This is a genomic window from Pseudarthrobacter sp. KH_020_B (genome assembly GCF_057840185.1).
On sequence record NZ_CM174506.1, the window covers coordinates 3,809,661 to 3,830,676 of the forward strand.

Below are 21,016 nucleotides of genomic sequence, written 5' to 3' on the forward strand. Positions count from 1 at the left end.
CCGGATGCCCCGCACTAGGGGTTTGGCTGTTTCGTGGCTAGGGGCAGTAGGGCCTCAATCCGGGCCCTGATGATCTGCCCTTAGCGCCAGCCTCAGGCGCACCAGCAGATCGGAGCGGTTTTCGGCCCCAAGCCTCCGCCGCATCCTGGCGATGTGATGTTCTGCAGTCCGGGGGGAAATGTAGATGGCTTCGCCGATTTCCCGGTAGGTCTTCCCTTCCAGGACCAACCGCGCCACTTCCTTTTCGCGGTCGCTGAGCCCCGAGGCGTCAGGATGCGCGCCATGGTTGTTCTCGGCGGCGCTGCGGCGTACTTCCGGTGACAGCCCGGCGGGTGGCCCGGTGGTTCCGCCCTGCGGGTGGAGATCCCTGGCGCAGGCAAGGAGCCGCACCATGTCCCTGCGCTCGTCTGCCTGCGCGGCCGCATGTCCTGCCAGCCGGGCCCCTTCCCACGGCATGCCCACCAGTTTCAGTCCCCGGGCGGCGTTCTCCACATCCGTCGCCTGGAACCGGCCGGCCAGGACGCTGACCCAGGCCTTGCCGGCGGCGGCGAGCACAGCGGCCATGTGACTATAGCCCGCGGCCCGCACCAGTGCTGATGCATGCGGGGCAAGGTCGGCCGGGCTTTTGTTCAGCAGGGCAGCCTGGACCGCCGCCCAGTGCAGCGGAACGGCCCACAGGGGCGGTTCCCCCAGCTTGGTCAGCAGAGCCCACGCTTCATCCAGATAATGCGCGACGCGCTGTGTCTCCCGCAACCGGGCGGCAGCAATCATCAGTTCGCCCCACGGCAGCAGGCTGTAAAGGTCGACGGCGGTGTGCAGCATCGCTTCGCGGGCGCGCTCCCAGGCCATCACCAGGCCACGGACGTCGCCGCTGCGCCGCGCAAGGCCCACTTCCAGCGCCGCGCACAGGAACTCGTCCCTGGGCACCAGGGGCCAGTGGTTGGCTTTGGAGGCTTCGTTGATGGCCAGCCGTGCTTGCTCAGCATCGTCCTGCTGCATGGCCGACCACGCCTGCAAGAGGTGAAGCCGTGGCTTGGCGGCGTCACCGCCCTGCCTCGCGGCGACGGCGGAGCGGATGATGGTGTCCGCTACGTGGGGTTCACCGCTGTGGAGGGCCAGCAACGCGGCCAATGCTCCAGGGGTGTCCGGAAGGGGCGGCCCCGAACCGGCCGCGTTGAGCATATCCGAAGCATGGATCAGCAGGGGAAGGCCCTTGTGTGGATCCCGCTCCATCGACTCCATCACGCCCTTGCCCGTTTGCGAAAGCGCCACCGCCAGTAGGGTGGGCGACACCGGTGCCGACCCGGCGGGAAAGGCCTCTTCCGCGCCCGTCCGGTTGCCGCTGCCGATCATGGCCACCGCGGCAAGCGGTGCGGACCGGCCCATGTTCGCCGGACCAAGCCAGGCATAGAGGTCGGCGCTGCGGACCAACAGGCCGCGCTGGGCCCAGACGGAAGCGGCAACATCGACGCCCAGCCTGACATCCGGCGGATCGGAGCTCACCAGGAGACCGTCAATAATTCGGCCGGCGGCGTCGAGGTCGCCCGCTGCGGCTGCGGCCTGGGCGCGGCGTGCAGCGGTGCGCAGTTCGTCCGCCCCTGCCAGCAGCGCTTCGCTGTATAACTGGACGGCCAGACCGGGGTTGTGCGGCAGCGCTTTGTCAGCGGCGGATTCGAGTTCGGCGGCGACCTTCGGGTCGGCCAGCCCGCCCCTCGCCAGTTTGCGGGCAAGGTCGCCGAGTGGCCGGCCCTCGGCCGACACAAAACCGACGAGTTGCCGCTGCAATGCATGCACCCGGGCCGTGGGCGTGCTGTTCAGGAGCGCGTGCTGCGCCGGGCCCACGACTGTCCCGTCGGCATGCAGCAGGCCCGAGGACTCGGCACGCTGGATCACCGCGTCCAGGCCCGGACCATCAGGACTTTCGAGCTTGTGGTGGAGCTCCGCTGGCAGCGGGCCGGGCAAGGTGAACCCCACGGACAGTGCCAGCAGGAGTTCCCGGACTGCCGCGTTCTCGCCCCGCAGCTGCTGTGCCATGTGGCTGGTTCCGCCAGGCGCCGACGAATCTGCCTCGGGCAGGTTCCGATCGGGCTGCGTATGTTCGGCCGCCATGACTCAGGCCGCTGGCTCGGTAGTTGGCACCGGATCCACGGTGGGTGCAGGACCTGTCGTCGGGTCAGGCTCCGGCGCGGGGACCGACGACGGCTGCGGAGCCGGGCCGGTGGTCGGATCAGGTGCGGGCTCCGTCGTCGGATCAGGTGCAGGCTCCGACGACGGATCCGGAGCCGGGTCGGTGGTCGGATCCGGGGTAGGCGCCGTCGTAGGATCAGGAGCCGGGCCGGTGGTCGGATCGGGTGCAGGGTCGGTGGTCGGGTCGGTGGTCGGGTCAGTGGTCGGGTCAGTCGTAGGATCGGGGACCGGGTCAGTGGTCGGATCAGGTACAGGATCAACGGGCAATGTGCCAGGGCCCGGGTCCGTCGTCGGGTTGGTCACCGGATCCGGGGTGGAGCCTCCGGTACCCGGTACAGGCTCACCGGAGGTGCCCGTTCCGGCAGCGGCCCCGCCGGCGGCTGGTTGGCCTGCTTCGGTGAGTGGCCTGCTTGTGGGCGGGGCAGCGATGCCCGGTCCCGCGGAACTGGCCAGCGGACTGCTGTTCTCCGGCCAGGCGCTGGCTTCAATCCCCTGCACCGGGGCCTGCGCTGCGCCTGCTCCTGCCGCGGGGCCGCCGGCGCCGGGACCGCCGGTTCCGCCAGGAGGAGCAGCGCCTGGGGTCTCCTTCGCTGCATCTGCTGGCGGCGGGACGAACATCGAGGTGAGGCTGCCGAGTCCGTCCGGGCTCTGGGCTGCCGTCGCCGTGAAGCCCGTGAAGAGCGCGGCTACTGCTGCCACCGCAGTCAGCCGCACGGTCGAGCGGGCTCCGTGCGCGCCGCCATGAGCACCGCCCTTGCGCCCGGCGGCGTGGGCACCGGGCGTGTGTGCTGCAGCACCGGCGTCGGCATGCCGGGACCAGCTGGCTCGTCGGCCGGCAACTCCAGGATGCCCGTAAGCCTGCGCGAGGACGACGGCGGAGGGTGGCTGTTCGGTCAAGGCGGCGGCCTGCGCGGTCGCATCCGGCTGCGCGCGGAGGGCGGCAACGGCGGCGCCGAGGCAGATGGATGACTTGGGATCGGCGTCGACGGCGATGGGCCGGTCCAGCTGCTCCGAAATCAGCTGTGCCACCAGCGGAATACGCGATGAACCGCCGATGAGCAGCACCGCGGACAGGTCGGCCGGGGTGAGCCCCAGGTCCTGCAGGGAACGCTCCAGGGCGTCCACTGTTTCCCCGATGGGCTCGCTGATTATCGCTTCGAAGTCGGACCGGACCAGCCGCACCTGCTGCTGTATTCCCGGCAGCAGCACCGAAATGCTGGCCTCGCTGTCCGCGGACAGTGCCTCCTTGGCTTCCACACACTCCCGGCGCAGGCGCGCCAAGGCTGCCAGCGCGCCGGGCGCCGACGGGTCGAGATTGGCCAGGCCCTGCGCGGCGTGATCGGCAACGTACCGCAGGACGGCTGCGTCGAAGTCGGCGCCGCCCAGCCCCTCGATCCCTTCGGGACGTCCCAGTAGTTCAAAGTGGCCGGCGTCCGTTTTCTTCAGGACTGCGGTGTCGAAGGTCCCGCCACCGAGGTCGTAGACGGCGATGGTGCTGCCATCCTCCACGCGTACCTGGGCGGCGTAGTGCAGCGCCGCCGCTTCCGGCTCGCTGATCAGCGTGACGTTGGCGAGGCCCTTGGCCGTGAGGGCCGCGAGGACAAGCTCCGTCCGGTGCGCGCCCCAGGAGGCAGGATGGGAAAGGATAATGTCTGACGGCGGCGCGCCCTCGCGCTCTTCAGCCCGGTCTGCGACCCAGCGCGCCATGGTAGCGAACACGTCCCCAGCAGGGAGGGAAAGCGTGCCTACCGCAAAGGGGACGTCGTCTCCGACCCGCCTTTTGAACTCCCGCACCACGCGCTCTGGAGAGTCAAGGCCCCGGCGTTCGGCAGCCTCCCCCACCAGGATGGGGCCTTCCTCGGGGTAATACACCACCGAAGGCACGGCCGTTCCGTGGAGCCCCAGCGGCAGGGTCTCCGGAACACGCGAAGCATTCTGATCAATTTGGACTATGGCGGCGGCGGTGAAACTGGTCCCGACATCTACGGCGAGCACATAGCTCATGGGCACCTCGGCAAAACGCAGCTAGCTGTCCGCGAGCTTCATCACTGACAACTCCCACCACGGTAGCATCACCGTCTGCGGGGCAACAGCCTTATTCATACATCGATTGGCGTATTAATCGACCGCTTCCAACGGCATCCGAAGAAACCCCTGCTCAGAGGCCTGAATAGGAGTGCAGACCGTTAAAGAACTGGTTCACGATGGTGAAATTGAAGACCACGCAGAGGTAGCCAACGATCGAGAGCCAGGCGGCGCGGGTGCCGGTCCAGCCACGCGTGGCGCGGGCGTGCAGGTAGCCTGCGTAAACCACCCAGATCACAAACGTCCAGACTTCCTTGGTGTCCCAGCCCCAGAACCTGCCCCAGGCCTTTTCGGCCCAGATGGCACCGAACATCAACGTGAAGGTCCAGCCGATGAAGGCGATTGCGTTGATCCGGTAGGACAGGTTTTCCAGGCTCAGTGCCGAGGGAACCAGGCGCATAAAGCCAAGCTTGTCCGCACCGCCGGCAGCCACCGTTTTTTGCCGGTGGGACTGGACCAGCTGCAGGGCGGACATGGCAAACGTGAGGGTGAAGAGAGCGGAGGAGAGCACAGCGATGGAGACGTGGATGATCAGCCAGTAGCTCTGCAGCGCCGGGACGAGGTGGCCCACCGGGGTCCAGTAGGCCACCGCGGCGGCAACCAGCATGATGATCGACAGGCCCACCACAAACGTGCCGAGGAACCGCAGGTCACGGCGGATCAGAACCAGCAGGAACACGGCCACGGCCACAAAAGCGCCGGTGGTCAGGAACTCGTACATGTTGCCCCACGGCACCCGGCCCGCACCCAGTGCCCGCGTGATGACTCCGGCGGCATGGATCAGCGCACCCAAAACCGTGAGGGCAACGGCGATGCGCGCGGGAACGCGCCGTTCCGCCGCATAGCGCATGTCGGCGTCGGCCGTCTGCCCGGCCCCGGAAGCGTCGCCGCCCCGCTTGGCAACGGACGACGACGGCCGCTCGGCCCGTCCCACCGGCCCGGCCAGGTGCGAGTCCACCCTGTCCGCTGCCACCCTGTCCGCTGCCGCGGCTGAGCCAGCCGAAGCGCCAACGGAAGCGCCGCCGCCGGCCATCGCGGGCACCTTGGTCCCGGCAGCCTCCGCCGCCTTCAGGTCAACGGCGCGCAGCGCCCTGCTGCTCTTCGCGAGGTCCCAGGCGAAGGCGATGAAGGCCACGGTGTACGTGCCAGCGGCGAGCAGCATAAACAGCTCGCTGTACGCGCCCATGGTTTCGTTGATGGCGAACGGCATTACTGGTCCTTTTTCGGCCCGGTGGGGCCAGCTGGGGTGGCGAGGGAGTCTGCGCCATTATCGTTGTGGCGGCTGGGAGTTTGCTGGGGATCGGCGGCGTCGGGATCGGAATCCGAAAGCTGCCACTCTTCGGACAGCAGCTTCCTGATGGCAACCGCCTCCGCGGCGAGCCGGTGGTCCTCACCGCGGGCAAGCAGGCCATACTCCACCATGGTCCGGCCGTCCTCGTGGGTTCCGGTCCGCACCCAGACGCGGCGGCGGTTGATGTAGAGCGAGACGATCAGGCCGCCCACGGCCAGCAGGGCGAAGATGAGGGCGTAGAGCTGGCCGGGGTTGTGGTGGATATCCACGCCCACGTACCGCTTGACGCTGTCAAAGCTGATACTGCCTTTGCCGTCCGGGAGGGTGTAGGTGCTGCCCGGCGCCAAGGTGATACCGCCGGCGTCGAGGTTGCGGGCGTTCAGCGGCGTGAGGTCACTGACATCGAGCTCAAAGACGTTCTGCGGTGCGCCGGCGTCCAGGCCAAGGTCCCCGAAGTAGGAGTTCAGGGTCAGCTGCGGGTTGAACAGGTCCGGATCACCGCTGAAGGACACGCCTTCCTCGGTGATGAACGCGGTGGGCAGGAAGAACCCCACGAAGCCCAGCTGTTCGGGCCGGGCGTCGGGGACTTTGATCACCATGGACGAGTAGTAGTTGTCGCCCTGGAGCTTGGCCACCACGGGACCCTGCATGGCCACGTTGCCGGCGCCGTCGCGGATGGTCACCACGGGCGCGTAGCCGTTGCCGGTGAGGTAGATGCTGGTGCCGCCCAGGGTCACGGGCTCGTTGACCTTCAGGATTTCCTGCTTGGCGGGCGCGTCCGGCGTTTCCCGGGTGGTGACTTCGGCGTTGAAGTCGATGGGCTGACCGATCTTGCCCGGTGATTCGCGGTCGAACGTGACGTCGAATTTGTCCAGCTGGATGGAGTACGGCTGCAGCTGGCTGGACTGGAAGTTGGTGCCGGGCGTGAACTGGTCGTAGCCCACCAGGGTGTTCACAAAGGTGTCCCCCTCCACCAGGATGCGCTGGCCGCTGTAGCCGAACAGGCCGCCCACGGCCACGGACACCAGCACGCCGATCAGCGAGGTGTGGAACACCAGGTTCCCTACCTCCTTGGCAAAGCCGCGCTCGGCGCCCAAAGACGGCCGCGCGCCGTCGTCGTCCCTCACCTCAACGCGGTAGCCGCGCTTCTTGAGCACCCCGGCGGCACTGCGGATGGCGTCCGACGCCGGGAGGCCGGCGTCGGCGGGAACCACCAGGGTGCCGTACTCGGGGAGGCGGGAGAGACGTTTGGGGGTCCGCGGCGGCTGGGAGCGCATGGCCTTGTAGTGCGCGATGGCGCGCGGGACCACGCAGCCGATCAGCGAGATGAACAGCAGGATGTAGATGGCCGAGAACCAGGCCGAGGAGTAGACGTCGTAGAGCTGCAGGGTGTCCAGCAGCTTCCCGTAGTCCGGGTTGTCCTTGATGTACTGCGTCACGATGGACGGGTTGGCCGGGCGCTGGGGGAACAGCGAACCGGGCACCGCGGCGACGGCCAGGAGCAGCAGCAGGAACAGCGCCGTGCGCATGCTGGTCAGCTGGGTCCAGGCCCAACGCAGCATCTCCACCGGCCCCAGGACCGGCAGGGCCGCCTCGGTTTTGGCGGCGGCAACGGCTGCCGGGGACTTCTTTTTTGCTTTCACGCGCTCGCTCATCAGATCGGCAACTTCACATCGGTTTGGAACCAGTACTGCAGCTCGGTGACCCAGGCGCCCCAGACGCCGCTGGCCATCAGCAGGCCCAGCACCACCAGGATCCCGCCGCCGATCCGCTGGATGGCCAGGCGGTGCTTGCGGAAGAAGGACATCACACCCATGCCGCGCCGCACCGCCAAGGCGATCAGCAGGAACGGGATGCCCAGGCCCAGGCTGTAGACAAATGCCAGGAAGGCACCCTTGGCGGCGGAGGAACCGCCGGACAGGCTCAGGAGCTGGACGGCGGAATAGGTGGGGCCGATGCACGGGGCCCAGCCCAGGCCGAACGTGAGGCCCAGCAACGGCGCGCCCCACAGGCCGGCGGGAGGCTTGGCGTGGATTTTCGCATCACGCTGCAGCCAGCCGAAGCCGCCCATAAACACCACGCCCATCAGGATCACCAGGACGCCCAGCAGCTGGGTGATCCAGGCATTCTGCGAGCCGGTGATCAGAGTGCCGAGCTGCCCGAACGCGCCGCCCAGCAGGACGAAAATCACCGAGAATCCCAGCACAAAAAGCCCGATGCCCGCGAGCATCCGGCCACGCTTCTGCTTCTGCAGGTCCACGCCGCTCAGGCCGGTGACGTACCCCAGGTAGCCGGGCACCAGGGGCAGAACGCACGGCGAGAGGAAGGACACCAGGCCGGCGAGCAGCGCCACCGGGATGGCAAGCAGGAGCGAGCCGTTCAGGATGGTTTCGGCGAAGGGGCTGTTCACGGTCCGGGGCCGCCGCTACTCTGCCACGGCGGCGGTGATGAGGGCTTTGAGGGTGCCCTTCTGGATTTCGCCCAGCACGCGCGAGGCCACGCGGCCCTGCTTGTCCAAGACCAGCGTTGTGGGGACTGCTCCCGGCGGGACCAGGCCGGAGACGGCCAGGAGCACGCCGCCGTTCTTGTCGTCGAAGCTGGGATAGGTCAGGTTGAATGTCTTGTCGAAGGCCTCTGCGGTGGCTTTTTCATCGCGGAGGTTGACGCCGAAGAACTGCACGCCCTGGTCCTTGAAATCCTGGTGCAGCTCTTCCAGGATGGGTGCTTCCACGCGGCAGGGTGCACAGGCGGCGAACCAGAAGTTCAGGACCGTCACCTTGCCCTGGAAGTCCGCGGGGGCCACCTGGGTGCCGTTGAACAACGTGCCGTTAATGGCGACGGCGGCTTTGCGGTCCGCCGCGGTGAACTCGGTCACCGAGCCGTCCCCGGCTACGTAGTTCTTGTTGTCGCCGGCCTTTGCCTGCTTGGCGAGGGCGTCTTCCTGCGCACAGGCCGACAGCCCCAGGGTCAAGGCGGTCAGGGCGGCGCCGCCGGCAGCGAGCACGGCACGGCGGGAAGCTGTTTTACTGGGCATGGTGCGGGGGTCAGTCATCTCAGGCTCCGGGGGTGCTGGCGGCACCGGGAAGGAGGGCGGCAGCGGGCTCGCTGTACTCAACGCGCAGGAGCGAGCCGTCGTCGTCGAACACCAGGGAGGTGATGGACGTCAGCGTGCACTCGCGTTTGCGCGGGTCATGCCACAGCGGCCTGCCTTCGGCACTGAGGCGGGTGGCCCAGATGGGGAGCTGGTGGCTGACCATAATGGCTTCCGGACCGTCGGTTCCGTAGTCGCCCGCGGCCAGTTCGATGGCTCGGAGCCGGGCGTCCTCAACTGCTGACCTGACGCGCGCGGCCTGCGCCTTGTACGGTTCGCCCCAGGACGGCCGGAACGGATTGACCAGGTGGGGCCAGTGCTTGGGCTTCCGGAGCTCGGCCTTGGTGACCCTCATGCCCTGGAAGTAGTTTTCGGCTTCGATGATGCGGCCGTCTGTGTGGATTTCCAGGCCAAGCGCCTCAGCAGTGGGAGCGGCCGTCTCCTGGGCCCTGACCAGCGGGGACGCCGCGAGATAGACAATCCTGGCCCCGCGCGCAGCACGCTCGGCGAAGTGGTCGGCCAGTATCTGCGCCATTTCCCGGCCCAGCTCGGAGAGGTGGAATTCGGGCAGCCTGCCGTACAGAACGCGGTCAGGATTGTGGACCTCGCCGTGGCGGAGCAAATGGACAGTGGATTGGGGCATGTTTACCAGTTTCTCAAAGATGGCGTGCTATCCGAAATCTTCTACATCCAGTAGAACTCAAACTTTTGGAAAAATGTTCCGGAACAGGGAACAAAACATGCAAATGCATGTTTATACTGGATGCAGCGGATAGTTGATGATTCAACAGATGAAGCGTCAAGCTATCCGGAAGTACCACCCGACAAAACCCAAGGAGAACACCATGACTCTTCCCGCAGACGTCACCACCGGCACCTGGACCCTCGACAACTCGCACAGCGAGATCGCCTTCACCGTCCGGCACGCCGGCATCAGCAAGGTCCGCGGCCAGTTCAAGGATGCCGTGGCAACCCTGGACCTCGCCGAGAACGTGGCCGATTCCAAGATCAGCGCCACCATCCAGACCGCCAGCTTCGACTCCGGCGATGTCAACCGCGACGGCCACGTCCGCGGCGAAGACTTCTTCGACGTCGAGACCTTTCCGGAAATCTCCTTCGTCTCCAACGGCCTCGTGGCCAAGGGCAACAGCTACGAGCTGACCGGGGACCTCACCATCAAGGGCGTCACCCGACCCGTTGCCCTTGAGACCGAGTTCAACGGCGTGGCCGTGGACCCGTTCGGCCTGACCCGCGCCGGCGTCTCCGCTGAAACCACCATCAGCCGCAAGGACTTCGGCCTGACCTGGAACGCCGTACTGGAAGCCGGCGGCGTGCTGGTCAGCGACAAGGTTGCCATCAACCTGGAACTCGCGTTCATCGCACCCGCAGCCTAGCTTTTCTTCCCGAAGCACCCCGGCCACCATTTCCCCGGAATCTGGCGGCCGGGGTGCTTTGTTTTATCCCCTAGATACACGCGGACACGCGGTCTACAGTGAGACCCATGAGCAACAGTGAAGTACCTCAGCCCCAGCAGCCCCAGCAGCCCGGTGCCGAGCAGCCCGGCGCCCAGCCGCCTGTCACTCAGCCGCCAGTCACTCAGCCGCCCGTCAGCAACGTGCCGCCTGCCGGCACCGTTCCCCCTGCGGGCACCGTGCCGCCTGCCGGCAACGTTCCCCCTGCCGGCAACGTTCCCCCTGCGGGCAATGTTCCGCCCGCGGGCTACCAGCCGCCGCAGGCTTACCCGCAGCCGGGCCAGGCGTATGGCCAACCCGGGCAGCCCTACAACCAGCCGGGCCAGCCGGGCGGCTTCCACTTCGAGATGCCCACAGACGGTCCCCGCAACTTCAACGACGTTATGCCCAAGGGCGGATTCTCCGGGATGTTCCGCGTGACCGGGCTGCCCACCGAGCTCAAGGTCTCGTACTGGATCTGGCTCATCGGCGGCATGCTGGGGGTCCTCGGCGGCCTCTTCGGAATGCTTGCCACCCTTGTATTGTTCACCGTGGCGCCGGGATTGGCTGCGGTTGTCCTCCTTCTGGTCCTGGTGGCACTGGCCCTGGCCGCCGCCCAGATTGTCCTGGTCCTGAAGATGAAAGAGGGCAAGGAATGGGGCCGCCTTGCGCTCACCATCGTGGCCGGCGTTTCGCTGGTTCTCGCCGTGCTCGGCGGCAGCGTGGGCGGCGGCATGGGCGGCGGCGGCATGGGCCAAGGAATCGGCAACAACTGGCTGGGCTTCCTCATCAGCGCCGCGGCAACGGTACTCATGTGGCTGCCCAACTCGCAGGCCTGGTTCAACGCCGTCAAGGGCCGCGCGTAGTCTCGCGCTGAGTACTGCGGGAATACCTCTCCGGAATGATCCCCTGCGGCGCGAGCCGGGGGTACGGTGGGAAGTAAGCCGTACTGGGGGCAGGCCAGTTGGACTGCACCCAGCAGCCGAACTGACATCCGACCTGCAAAGGACCGCTCATGAGCACGCCCGTCCCGCCTCCCGTCCCGAACGAGCCCGAGCCCGGCAACCAGCCGCCAGCGCCCCGATACGGCGAGAACAGCCCGCAGTTCGGGCAGCCGACGCCGCCGGCGCCGCAGTATGGTCAAAACGCCCCGCAATACGGCCAGCAGACTCCCCCTGCGCCACAGTACGGGCAGAACGCCCCGCAGTTCGGGCAGAATAACCCGCCGCAGTTCGGCCAGCCCACTCCGCCGCCCTATGGCCAGCAGCCGTACGGACAGTCCCCTTACGCGCAGTACCCGTCCGAACAGCCGCAGGCCACGGGATCCAACGGGATCCCCCAATTCGTCAATATCTCGTTCTGGCTGCTGATTGCCTCGGGCGTGATCTTTGTGATCAGCCTGCTCATGGGCATCGGCATGCTTGACGATCCTCAGATCCGGAATGCGTTCGACGAGGCCATGCGCAGCAGTGGCGCCACCCCGGCTGACTTCAACTACGACGACTTCAAGAGCGTCCTGGCCGGATTCCTCGTAGTCTTGGCGATCATCGGCGCCGGGCTGTACGCGCTGGTGGCGTTCTTCGTCCGCAAGGGGAAGAATTGGGCCCGGATCCTGGGCACCGTGTTCGCGGCGCTGTCCGTTTTCGGTCTCTTCCAGGTTCCGAACTTCGGAACACTGGGAACCCTCGCGGGGATCGCGGCCATCGTGCTGCTCTACCTGCCGGCGGCGGCACCCTACTTCCGCAAGCAGCAGCCCTTCGCTAACCCGTATGGCACCCCGGGCGCCACGCCTGGCAACCCATACGGCCAGTAGCACCCAGCCAGTCGAATCCACACCGCAACGGGGCGTGGACCCCTCCAACCGCCGAAGAATCAGGCGGTCTGGTCAGGGGTCTGCGCCCGTTGTGCGTGATAGGCGAGGATCTGAAGTTCGGTGGCCATGTCCACCTTGCGGAGGTTGACTCCCTCGGGGACCTGCAGCATAACGGGGGCGAAGCTCAGGATGCTGTGGACGCCGGCCGCCACCACGCGGTCGCACACGGCCTGCGCCACGGCGGCCGGAAGAGCCAGGACCACCATGTTGGCGCCCGTCCGCTGAAGCACGGTCTCCATGTCCGCTGCGTCGCTGACCCGTAGCCAGCCCACCTCATTGCCCACCACCATGGGGTCGGCGTCGAAAATTGCCACCACGTCAAAACCGCGGGACTCGAAGCCGCCGTAGCGGGCCAGGGCTTTGCCCAGGTTACCCGCGCCAACAATGGCAACCTTCCAGTCGTGGGTCAGCCCCATCGCCGCGGAAATGTGGCGGCTCAGGTACTGCACTTCGTAGCCCACGCCGCGCGTGCCGTAGGAACCCACATAGGAAAGGTCCTTGCGAAGGGTTGAGGAGCTGACGCCTGACGCTTCCGCCAGCGATTCCGAAGATACCCGTTCCACGCCGTCGGACAGCAGCGTGTTAAGGGCGCGCAGGTAAATGGTCAACCGGGCCACTGCCGCGGGCGGTATCTGCTTGGCGGCCTCTGTGCCGTGGGCAGGCTGTGCACCGCCAACAGTCTCTGCACCTTGGACAGCCTGGGGAGATGAATCCAGCGAAGTCACTATCCCCTCCATCCCATCGTTTCGTGAGTCCACTCTAGAGCCCCGCCGCTGGTGCCAACAAAGCCGGTGTCATTGCGAGGCCGCTTTCCTATTGAGCCATGGCGCGCTGGAGGACGCGCTCCAGCCGGGCTTCGTCGATCTTCCAGAAATCGCGCTGGATTCCATCCACCAGGACCACGGGGATTTCCTCCGCGTACCGCTCACGCAGTTCCGGCAGGCCGTCCACCTGCTGTTCCGTCCACCCAAGTCCCAGCAAGGCAGTAACGCGTTCGACGGCGTCGCGCGCCTCCGCGCACAGGTGACAGTCGGCTTTGGTGATGAGGACTACCTCGGGTTTTGCCATGCATTAACCGTATCGCCCTTCAGGGCAGAGGACAGCGGCCGGCAGCGGGGCGCGCGGCGACGCGGGCATCAGGGCGGGCCCTAGCGCTGCCCCCCTCGCTGGCACTGAAATCTTGGTCACCGAGTATTGACTAGACTCGTGGAATGCCCGAGGAGAAGTACGTCGCTGTGGTGACCCAGCCGGATGCGTTGATGCAGACCGGCGAAGCCGCCTTCTTCGACGTCGATAACACCCTCATGAAGGGCGCCAGCCTTTTCCACGTTGCCCGAAAGATGCACCAACGCGGCGCCTTCACCCTGACGCAGGCTGCGGGGTTCGCGTGGAAGCAGTTCAAATTTGTGGCGCGCGGCGAGAACATGGACGACGTCCATGCCGTCCGCGATTCCGCCCTCACCCTCGCCGCGGGCATTACCGTGGAAGACGTCAAGGCCTTGGGCGAGGAAGTCTACGACGAAATGATCGCGTCGAGGATCTGGCCCGGCGCCAAGGCACTGGCGCAGCAGCACCTCCGCGTGGGCCGTCGGGTCTGGCTGGTCACCGCCACCCCCATTGAGGTCGCCGCGGTCATTTCCACCAGGCTGGGCCTGACCGGGGCCTTGGGCACGGTGGGCGAGGTTGCCGACGGCATGTACACTGGCCGGCTGGTGGGCGACATCCTGCACGGTTCCGCCAAGGCAGTGGCAGTCCAGGCCCTGGCCGACGCCGAAGGTCTGGACCTCAAGCGGTGCTGGGCCTACAGCGACTCCTACAATGACATCCCGCTGCTGACGCTGGTGGGGCACCCGGTAGCCATCAACCCCGATGCCAGGCTCCGCCGCCACGCGCGGGACAACAACTGGCCGGTCTACGACTTCCGTTCCGGCCGCCGCGCGGCCACCCTGGGGCTCAAGGCAGCAACTGCCGGCGGCGCCGTGTACGGGCTCTGGCGCGGATACTCCCGGATGCGCGGCCCCCGGGCTTAGGGGCGCACAAAAAAATGCCCGCTGCCGGGAAGGCAACGGGCATTTCACGCTTGTCGAAGTATCTCTACTTCTTATTGCGGCGCTGGTGACGGGTCTTACGAAGCAGCTTGCGGTGCTTCTTCTTGGCCATACGCTTGCGACGCTTCTTAATAACTGAACCCACGAAAGTTCCTCACAAACTAGATGCAGTACCTGTCTGATGGAAAAGGTCCGTGGACAGAGCTACAGAACTGAAACAACTGACAGATTCTTACAATGACGTAAAACGTTCCTTAACAGGGTACCGCTTCTTGGCGATGCCCACTGACCGCAGGTAATGCTCAGGCGGTTTCGGAGTGCCCGTCCACCACAGCACCTTTGAGGTACTGCTCGACGGCGCTCTCCGGCACGCGGTACGACCGGCCGAAACGCACCGCGGGCATTTCGCCGGAGTGGACCAACCGATAGACGGTCATTTTGGAGACGCGCATGACCTCGGCCACTTCGGCAACGGTCAGGAACTTCGCGTTTGAGAAGTTCTGTTCTGCGGACATTTCCCTATTCCTTTGCTGATGGATGACGACATTAACCCCAGCTGTGTTTCATTTTGCGGTGTGCCGATGCTGAGCCATCCACCAACCATGTGTTAGATACTCTAGAGGTTCATGGGGCTGTAGTGAAAGTCATCCGGGCAATCATTAAGCAGTCCTGCGCTTCCGGGCGGATGCCGCGAGCTGGTCGAGGACCGAAACGGATACGTCCCAATCCATGCACGCGTCCGTGACACTCTGCCCGTAGACCAGTTCCGAACGGCCCGCCGCGTGCTCGGTGACATCCAGGTTCTGGGCACCGCCCACCAGGAAGCTCTCCAACATGACGCCCGCGATGGCCTGCGCCGCCATTCCGCCGTCTTCCAGCTGCGCGCCGATTTCCAGCGCCACTTCCGCCTGCCGGTGGTGACTCTTGCCGCTGTTGGCGTGGCTGGCGTCCACGATCAGCCGGGGGTTGAGCCCCTTGCCGGCGAGCTTACCGGAGGCACCTTCGACGTCGGCCGCTGAGTAGTTGGGCCCCTTACGTCCGCCGCGGAGGATGACGTGCGTGTCCGGGTTCCCTGCGGTGGCCACCAGCGCGGCCCGGCCGTCGCCGTCGATCCCCAGGAATGCCTGCGCGGCAGCGGCGGCGCCGCACGCGTCGATCGCGACTTGGAGGTCGCCGTCGGTCCCGTTCTTGAAGCCGATGGGCATGGAGAGTCCGGAAGCAAGCTGGCGGTGGATCTGGCTTTCGGTGGTCCGGGCCCCGATGGCTCCCCAGGAGATCAGGTCCGCCATGTACTGGGGGCTGATGGGTTCCAGGAATTCGGTGGCGGTGGGCAGTCCCAGCGCGGTGACCTGCTGCAGGAACTCCCGGGCGGTCCGGAGGCCGGTGACCATGTCATGGCTGCCGTCCAGGCGCGGATCGTTGATCAGGCCCTTCCAGCCCACCGTGGTGCGCGGCTTTTCGAAGTAGGTGCGCATCACGATCAGGAGGTCATCCCGGTGCTTTTCGGCCTGGCTGACCAGCCGGCGGGCGTATTCCAGCCCTGCCTTGGGATCGTGGATGGAGCAGGGGCCCACGATGACCAGCAGCCTGTCGTCCACGCCGTCCATGATGGCGCGGACTTCGTCGCGGCCGCGTTCGACGACGTCGGTCACCCGGGCGTCCAGGGGAAGCTCGGCGATGAGCTCCTGGGGCGTGGGCAGCGGCGTGAATTCGCTGACGCGCAGATTGGACGTGGATTTTGCGGGAGTGATTGTCGCGGTGCTCATGTTCGGGTCCTGTTCCAGATGGGAAGCGGGCCCAGATCAGAACCCGCCGGAGAAACGGCGAAGGGCAGAGAATGATCTCTGCCCTGTTGGCTCTGAAGGTAGTTGGATGCGTGTCAGTTAGACGCGGGCCCCTCCAGAGCCAACGAAAAATACGCATACCAACGGTTTGTCATAGGCAAACCATAACCGCGCCGCGCGGCCGCGGCAAAATCAACTCCCCCAAGTGACTCGCATTTGATGCACTCATTTCGCGATTTGGGTGCGTTAAGTGCGAGTCAGTTGGGTATCAGCCCAGAATCTCGCGGAGGTACCGCAGCTGCCTGATCCAGTGGTGCTCCTGGCCGCCCTCATGGTTGTTGAACCTGTAGACCTCGATCTCCTTTTGTGCTGCGGAGTCGCCGCCGTAGGCGTTGAAGCTGGCGAACACGGTGGAGGGCGGGCAGACATCGTCCATCTGCGCCACCGAGTACAGGGCAGGTGCGGTGGCCGCCCGGGCCAGGTTGACGCCGTCGAAATAGTTCAAGACCGCAAGGATGGGCCTATACCGGTCCCGGTGCCTGCCCAGGAACGCCGCGATTTCCGGATAGGGGCCGCGGGCCGCAATGTCGATCGACCTGGGGAAGTCCTGCAGGAAGGGGACGTCGGGCAGCGCGGCGATGACGCCGTCGAGCCTTCCAGCCACCAGCCCGGCCACCGCCACCGCGATGCCGCCGCCCTGGCTGACTCCGGCCAGGACCACGCGCCGCGGGTCCACCTCCGGGTGGGTCTGCGCCGCTTCCACCGCGCGGAACGCGTCCACGTACACGCGGCGGTAGTAGTAGTCCTCGCGGCTGCCGGCGCCCCTGGTCATGAGCCCCGCGTAGGCCACCTCACCCGCGGACGGGTGGGGATCCGCCGTTTCGCCGAGGATCCCGCCGTAGCCCTGGCCGCGCGTGTCCATGATGAAGTGCGCATAGCCGGCCTGCGCCCACTTAGTGTCCTGGTTGACCAGGCCGCGGCCGCCCGAGTAGCCGATGTACTGCACGACGACGGGAAGCCGGGTTCCGGCGGTCCGGTTCGCCGGGAGGTGCAGCCAGCCCTTGATCGGTGCGCCGCCGTAGCCGGCGAACGTGACGTCGAAGGTGTCGATGACCGACAGCAGGTTCTCAACCGGCTCGAACTTTGCGTTGAGCGGAAACGTCCGGGCCTCGTCGATGGTGGCGTCCCAGAATTCCTGCAGGTCGGCGGGCGGTGTGACCCTCGAGGTGTAGCCGCGGAGCTGGTCAAGGGGAAGGTCGAAGAGGGGCATGCTGCTGTCCGGTCCTGTCTCGTCGGTTTGCTATCGGAGATCCTACGTCATACAACCCAACCGGCGGCACCCGGCGTGAAGCGCGAACGGACACTTGGGGCCCGTCCCTTGGCGCGAAGGGACACTTGGGGCCCTGAATCCCGCCGGCAACGCACGACGGCGTCACGCACGGCACGCTTTCGGCCCACCCGCGGTCCCCCTCCCCCGCAAAACCGGCCTCCCGCCGTCGGCCATCCCCCAAAAATCCGCTCCGCGTGACACGCTCCCCGCACCCAAGGGGACAAGGTTCCAAGGGGCTTAAGTGACCCCTCGCGCCGGGGCACGGGGGCCTCAAGTGACCCCTCGCGCCGCGGCTGGGGGCCTCAAGTGTCCCTTCGCGCTGGCGAGTGGGCACTGGGGTGTTGGGTGGTTACAGCCGGGAGAGCTGGGGCGTGAACGTTTGCAGCTCGTGCGATGTCACCACCAGGCGGCGCAGTTCCGCGAGCCCACCGCCGACGTGCCCGGCGGCACGGGCCTGGACCAGGACATTCCCGACGGCGGTCGCTTCCACTGGCCCGGCCACTACCTTTTTGCCGGTGGTGTCGGCCGTGAGCTGGCAGAGGAGCCCGTTCTGCGAGCCGCCGCCCACCACGTGGACCACGTCCACGGTGCGGTCGGCGAGCCGTTCGGCATCCGCGATGGCCCGCGCGTAGCCCGTGGCGAGGCTGTCCATAATGCAACGCGTGATTGCCGCTGGGTCATCGGGCAGGAGGTCCCCGGTATGGCGGACCGTGGCGCGGATGCGGTGCGGCATGTTGTCCGGGGCGATGAAGGCGGAATCGTCGGGGTTGATCTGCGGCCCGCCCGGGGGCAGCGCCGCGGCGGCATCGAGCAGATCAGCGAGTTCCGGAGTGAAGCCCTCCGCGGCCCAGGTCCGCTGGCATTCGCTGAGCAGCCAAAGTCCGCCCATGTTGCGCAGGTAGCGGATGGTGCCGTCCACGCCGCGCTCGTTGGTGAAGTTCGCTTCCCGGCTGGCCTCGGTCAGGACCGGATGCTTCAGTTCCAGCCCCACCAGGGACCATGTGCCGGAGGAGATGTACGCGAAATTCTCCTCCACAGCCGGGACGGCGGTGACGGCGGAGGCGGTGTCGTGCGAGCCGACGGCCACCACCGTGGTGCCGGCCGGCAGTCCCACCCTGGTCGAGATTTCGGGCAGCAGGGTGCCGATCGTTTCGCCGGGTTCGATCAGCGGCGGGAATAGGTCTTGCCGCAGGCCCAGGGCGGTGAGGAACTCGGTGGCCCACTCCCCCGCGACGGCGTCGAACAGGCCCGTGGTGGAGGCGTTGGTGGATTCCGTGCGCCGCTGTCCCGTCAGGAAGAAGGCGATCAGGTCCGGGATCAGCAGCGCCTGCAGACCGTCCAGGTCCCGCTCGGTGGCCAGCTGGTACAGCGTGTTGAACTGCAGGAACTGCAGGCCCGTGGTGTCGTAGAGCCGGGCCGGGTCCAGTTTCTGATGCACGGGCGCGACGGCGGCACGGCTGCGGTCATCGCGGTAGCTGTACGGCTGGGCCGTCAGTTCCCCGGCGGCGTTGACCAGGCCGTAATCCACCGCCCAGGTGTCGATGCCGATGCTGGTGATCGACTCGCCGTGTTCCCCGGCGACGCGCGCCGCGGCAGCGAGCCCTGCCAGAACCTCCGCGAACAGGGCGTCGAAATCCCAGCGGAGGCCGCCGTCGAGCTCCACCACACCGTTGGGAAAACGGTGCACGGTTTCCAGCTCCACACTGGAACCGCTGACCCGGCCCAGGATGACCCGGCCGGAGGAGGCACCGATGTCGACGGCGGCGAACACCGAGCTCCGAAGGGTCTCCTTGGTCTCGACAAGCTCGACCACCGGCTCGCCCATCATCGCAGGAAGGCTGCGGCCACACCGGCATCCACGGGGATGTGCAGGCCGGTGGTGTGGGACAGTTCGTTGCTGGTGAGCACGGCGGCGGCGTTGGCCACGTGCTCGGGCAGGACTTCGCGCTTGAGCAGGGTGCGCTGGGCGTAGTACTTGCCCAGTTCCTGCTCGTCCACGCCATAGACCGCCGCGCGCTTCGCGCCCCAGCCGCCGGCGAAGATCCCGGAGCCGCGGACCACCCCGTCGGGGTTGATGCCGTTGACGCGGATGCCGTATTCGCCCAGTTCCGCCGCGAGGAGCCGGACCTGGTGCGCCTGGTCGGCCTTGGTGGCGGAGTAGGCGATGTTGTTGGGGCCGGCGAACACGGAGTTCTTGGAGGAGATGTAGATGATGTCCCCGCCCATGTCCTGGGCGATCATGACCTTCGCCGCGGCCTTGGAGACCAGGAAGGAGCCCTTGGCCATGACGTTGTGCTGGAGGTCCCAGTCCTTTTCGGTGGTTTCAAGCAGCGGCTTGGAGATGGACAGGCCGGCGTTGTTGACCACCAGGTCCAGGCCGCCGAACGCCAGTACGGCCGCGTTGATGGCAGCGGCGATCTGGGCTTCGTCGGTCACGTCGGCCTGGACGCCGATGGCGACGTCGGATCCGCCCAGTTCCGCGGCGACCTTTTGTGCGTTCTCCAGGTTCAGGTCGGCAATCACGACGCACGCGCCGTCGGACGCCAAGCGCGTGGCGATCGCCTTACCAATCCCCGACGCAGCCCCCGTCACCAGTGCGATGCGGGAGGCGTGCGACTTCGGCTTCGGCAGGCGGGCCAGCTTGGCTTCCTCCAGGGACCAGTACTCGATCCGGAACTTCTCGGATTCCTCGATCGGCGCGTAGCTGGAGATGGCCTCGGCGCCGCGCATCACGTTGATGGCGTTGATATAGAACTCGCCGGCAACCCGTGCGGTCTGCTTGTTCGCGCCGTACGAGAACATACCCACGCCGGGGACGAGCACAATGGCCGGGTCCGCGCCGCGCAATGCGGGTGAGTCGGCGTCCGCGTGGCGGTCGTAGTAGGCCTGGTAGTCCTCGCGGTATGCGGTGTGGAGTTCCTTCAGCCGGGCGATGGAGTCCTCGATCGAGGCGTCGGCGGGCAGGTCCAGGACCAGGGGCTTGACCTTGGTCCGCAGGAAATGGTCCGGGCAGGACGTGCCCAGCGCGCCGAGGCGCGGGTGCTCGGCGGCTTCGAGGAATTCGAGTACGACGGCGTCATCACTGAAGTGCCCCAGCTGCGGTTTGTCCGTGGAGGCCAGGCCGCGGATCACGGGTGCGAGGGCGGCGGCCTTGGCTTTCCGCTCGGCCTCCGGAAGTGCGCCATAGCCGGCGAGCTTGGCACCGAAGGGCTCGGACTTGCCGTTCTCCGCGATGTAATTCTCGGCCTGCTCGATGATCCACAGCGAGTTGGCCTCGGCTTCTACGCTGGTGTCGCCCCAGGCGGTGATGCCGTGTCCGCCCAGGATGGTGCCGATGGCCTGCGGGTTGGCGTCCTTGATCGCTGCGATGTCCAGGCCCAGCTGGAACCCGGGACGGCGCCAGGGAACCCACACCACTTTGTTGCCGAAGACCTTGGAGGTCAGCGCCTCACCGTCCACCGCGGTGGCAATCGCGATGCCCGAATCCGGGTGCAGGTGGTCCACATGGGCGGCGTCCACCAGGCCATGCATCGCGGTGTCGATCGACGGCGCGGCGCCGCCCTTGCCGTGCAGGCAGTAATCAAAAGCGGCCACCATCTCGTCTTCACGCTCCACGCCCGGGTAGACGTTCTTCAGGGCGTTCAGCCGGTCCAGGCGCAGCACGGCGAGGTTCCCGGCCGTCAGCGTGCCGAGGTCCCCGCCGGAGCCCTTGACCCACAGGAGCTGGACGTCCTCGCCCGTTACCGGGTCCTTTTCGGTGCCCTTCGCGGAAGTGTTGCCGCCGGCGAAGTTGGTGTTCCGCTTGTCCGCGCCGAGGCGGTTGGAACGGGAAATCAGGTCTTCAACAGTCGTGTTGGTTGATTTCTGTGCAGTCAT

Annotated in this window: 19 protein-coding genes; 4 read left to right on the forward strand and 15 right to left on the reverse strand. The window is 66.7% G+C overall.

Annotated features, from left to right (window positions below):
• Positions 1–54: 54 nt before the first annotated feature.
• The 7 genes from AC3IT0_RS17745 to AC3IT0_RS17775 form a co-directional block, all read right to left on the reverse strand.
• Entirely contained in the window at positions 55–2,109 is a 2,055-nt protein-coding gene (locus tag AC3IT0_RS17745; RefSeq protein WP_489320985.1) for a LuxR C-terminal-related transcriptional regulator, read from the reverse strand.
• A gap of 3 nt (positions 2,110–2,112) precedes the next feature.
• On the reverse strand, positions 2,113–4,191 hold the full coding sequence (locus AC3IT0_RS17750; RefSeq protein WP_489320986.1) for an Hsp70 family protein: 2,079 nt from the start codon (positions 4,189–4,191) through the stop codon (positions 2,113–2,115).
• A 154-nt stretch (positions 4,192–4,345) separates the two neighbouring features.
• Positions 4,346–5,482 carry a c-type cytochrome biogenesis protein CcsB gene (gene ccsB, locus AC3IT0_RS17755; RefSeq protein WP_489320987.1) on the reverse strand — a complete coding sequence of 379 codons (1,137 nt, stop codon included), beginning with the start codon at positions 5,480–5,482 and terminating at the stop codon, positions 4,346–4,348.
• Entirely contained in the window at positions 5,482–7,218 is a 1,737-nt protein-coding gene (gene resB / locus AC3IT0_RS17760) for a cytochrome c biogenesis protein ResB (protein WP_489320988.1), read from the reverse strand. The genes ccsB and resB overlap by 1 nt, the downstream gene beginning before the upstream one ends.
• Positions 7,218–7,973 carry a cytochrome c biogenesis CcdA family protein gene (locus AC3IT0_RS17765; protein WP_489320989.1) on the reverse strand — a complete coding sequence of 252 codons (756 nt, stop codon included), beginning with the start codon at positions 7,971–7,973 and terminating at the stop codon, positions 7,218–7,220. The genes resB and AC3IT0_RS17765 overlap by 1 nt, the downstream gene beginning before the upstream one ends.
• A 15-nt stretch (positions 7,974–7,988) precedes the next feature.
• Entirely contained in the window at positions 7,989–8,615 is a 627-nt protein-coding gene (locus AC3IT0_RS17770) for a TlpA family protein disulfide reductase (RefSeq protein WP_489320990.1), read from the reverse strand.
• 1 nt (position 8,616) lies between these two features.
• On the reverse strand, positions 8,617–9,297 hold the full coding sequence (locus AC3IT0_RS17775; protein ID WP_489320991.1) for a histidine phosphatase family protein: 681 nt from the start codon (positions 9,295–9,297) through the stop codon (positions 8,617–8,619).
• A gap of 202 nt (positions 9,298–9,499) precedes the next feature.
• On the opposite strand from AC3IT0_RS17775, the gene AC3IT0_RS17780 reads away from it, so the two are divergent.
• The 3 genes from AC3IT0_RS17780 to AC3IT0_RS17790 all read left to right on the forward strand — a co-directional run bounded on the left by AC3IT0_RS17780 (position 9,500) and on the right by AC3IT0_RS17790 (position 11,918).
• Positions 9,500–10,048 carry a YceI family protein gene (locus AC3IT0_RS17780; protein WP_489320992.1) on the forward strand — a complete coding sequence of 183 codons (549 nt, stop codon included), beginning with the start codon at positions 9,500–9,502 and terminating at the stop codon, positions 10,046–10,048.
• A gap of 107 nt (positions 10,049–10,155) precedes the next feature.
• Entirely contained in the window at positions 10,156–10,971 is an 816-nt protein-coding gene (locus AC3IT0_RS17785) for a hypothetical protein (protein WP_489320993.1), read from the forward strand.
• 149 nt (positions 10,972–11,120) lie between these two features.
• Positions 11,121–11,918: an AI-2E family transporter gene (locus AC3IT0_RS17790; RefSeq protein WP_489320994.1), complete on the forward strand. Its 798-nt coding sequence runs from the start codon at positions 11,121–11,123 to the stop codon at positions 11,916–11,918.
• 59 nt (positions 11,919–11,977) lie between these two features.
• Here the strand turns inward: AC3IT0_RS17790 and AC3IT0_RS17795 are convergent, their stop codons facing one another.
• Both AC3IT0_RS17795 and AC3IT0_RS17800 read right to left on the reverse strand, forming a co-directional pair.
• Positions 11,978–12,703 (reverse strand): redox-sensing transcriptional repressor Rex, encoded by a 726-nt coding sequence (locus AC3IT0_RS17795; protein WP_489320995.1) that lies wholly within the window; start codon positions 12,701–12,703, stop codon positions 11,978–11,980.
• Positions 12,704–12,791: 88 nt separating this feature from the next.
• Complete coding sequence (locus AC3IT0_RS17800; protein WP_489320996.1) at positions 12,792–13,046, reverse strand: glutaredoxin family protein; 255 nt, start codon at positions 13,044–13,046, stop codon at positions 12,792–12,794.
• A gap of 143 nt (positions 13,047–13,189) precedes the next feature.
• On the opposite strand from AC3IT0_RS17800, the gene AC3IT0_RS17805 reads away from it, so the two are divergent.
• Positions 13,190–14,008 carry an HAD family hydrolase gene (locus AC3IT0_RS17805; protein ID WP_489320997.1) on the forward strand — a complete coding sequence of 273 codons (819 nt, stop codon included), beginning with the start codon at positions 13,190–13,192 and terminating at the stop codon, positions 14,006–14,008.
• Positions 14,009–14,072: 64 nt separating this feature from the next.
• On the opposite strand, the gene AC3IT0_RS17810 is transcribed toward AC3IT0_RS17805, so the two are convergent.
• The 6 genes from AC3IT0_RS17810 to AC3IT0_RS17835 form a co-directional block, all read right to left on the reverse strand.
• Complete coding sequence (locus AC3IT0_RS17810) at positions 14,073–14,171, reverse strand: 30S ribosomal protein bS22 (RefSeq protein WP_003792170.1); 99 nt, start codon at positions 14,169–14,171, stop codon at positions 14,073–14,075.
• Positions 14,172–14,328: 157 nt separating this feature from the next.
• Positions 14,329–14,541: a helix-turn-helix domain-containing protein gene (locus tag AC3IT0_RS17815; RefSeq protein ID WP_058931377.1), complete on the reverse strand. Its 213-nt coding sequence runs from the start codon at positions 14,539–14,541 to the stop codon at positions 14,329–14,331.
• 144 nt (positions 14,542–14,685) lie between these two features.
• Complete coding sequence (locus AC3IT0_RS17820; protein WP_489320998.1) at positions 14,686–15,792, reverse strand: 3-deoxy-7-phosphoheptulonate synthase; 1,107 nt, start codon at positions 15,790–15,792, stop codon at positions 14,686–14,688.
• Between the two features lie 286 nt (positions 15,793–16,078).
• The gene (locus AC3IT0_RS17825; RefSeq protein WP_489320999.1) at positions 16,079–17,080 is read right to left on the reverse strand and encodes an acetylxylan esterase; all 1,002 of its coding nucleotides are present in this window, start codon (positions 17,078–17,080) and stop codon (positions 16,079–16,081) included.
• 409 nt (positions 17,081–17,489) lie between these two features.
• A complete protein-coding gene (locus tag AC3IT0_RS17830) occupies positions 17,490–18,968 on the reverse strand; it encodes a rhamnulokinase (protein ID WP_489321000.1) in 1,479 nt (492 codons plus the stop codon).
• Positions 18,965–21,016, reverse strand: coding sequence for a bifunctional aldolase/short-chain dehydrogenase (locus AC3IT0_RS17835; RefSeq protein WP_489321001.1), 2,052 nt, complete (start codon positions 21,014–21,016; stop codon positions 18,965–18,967). Before AC3IT0_RS17835 ends, AC3IT0_RS17830 begins: the two co-directional genes overlap by 4 nt.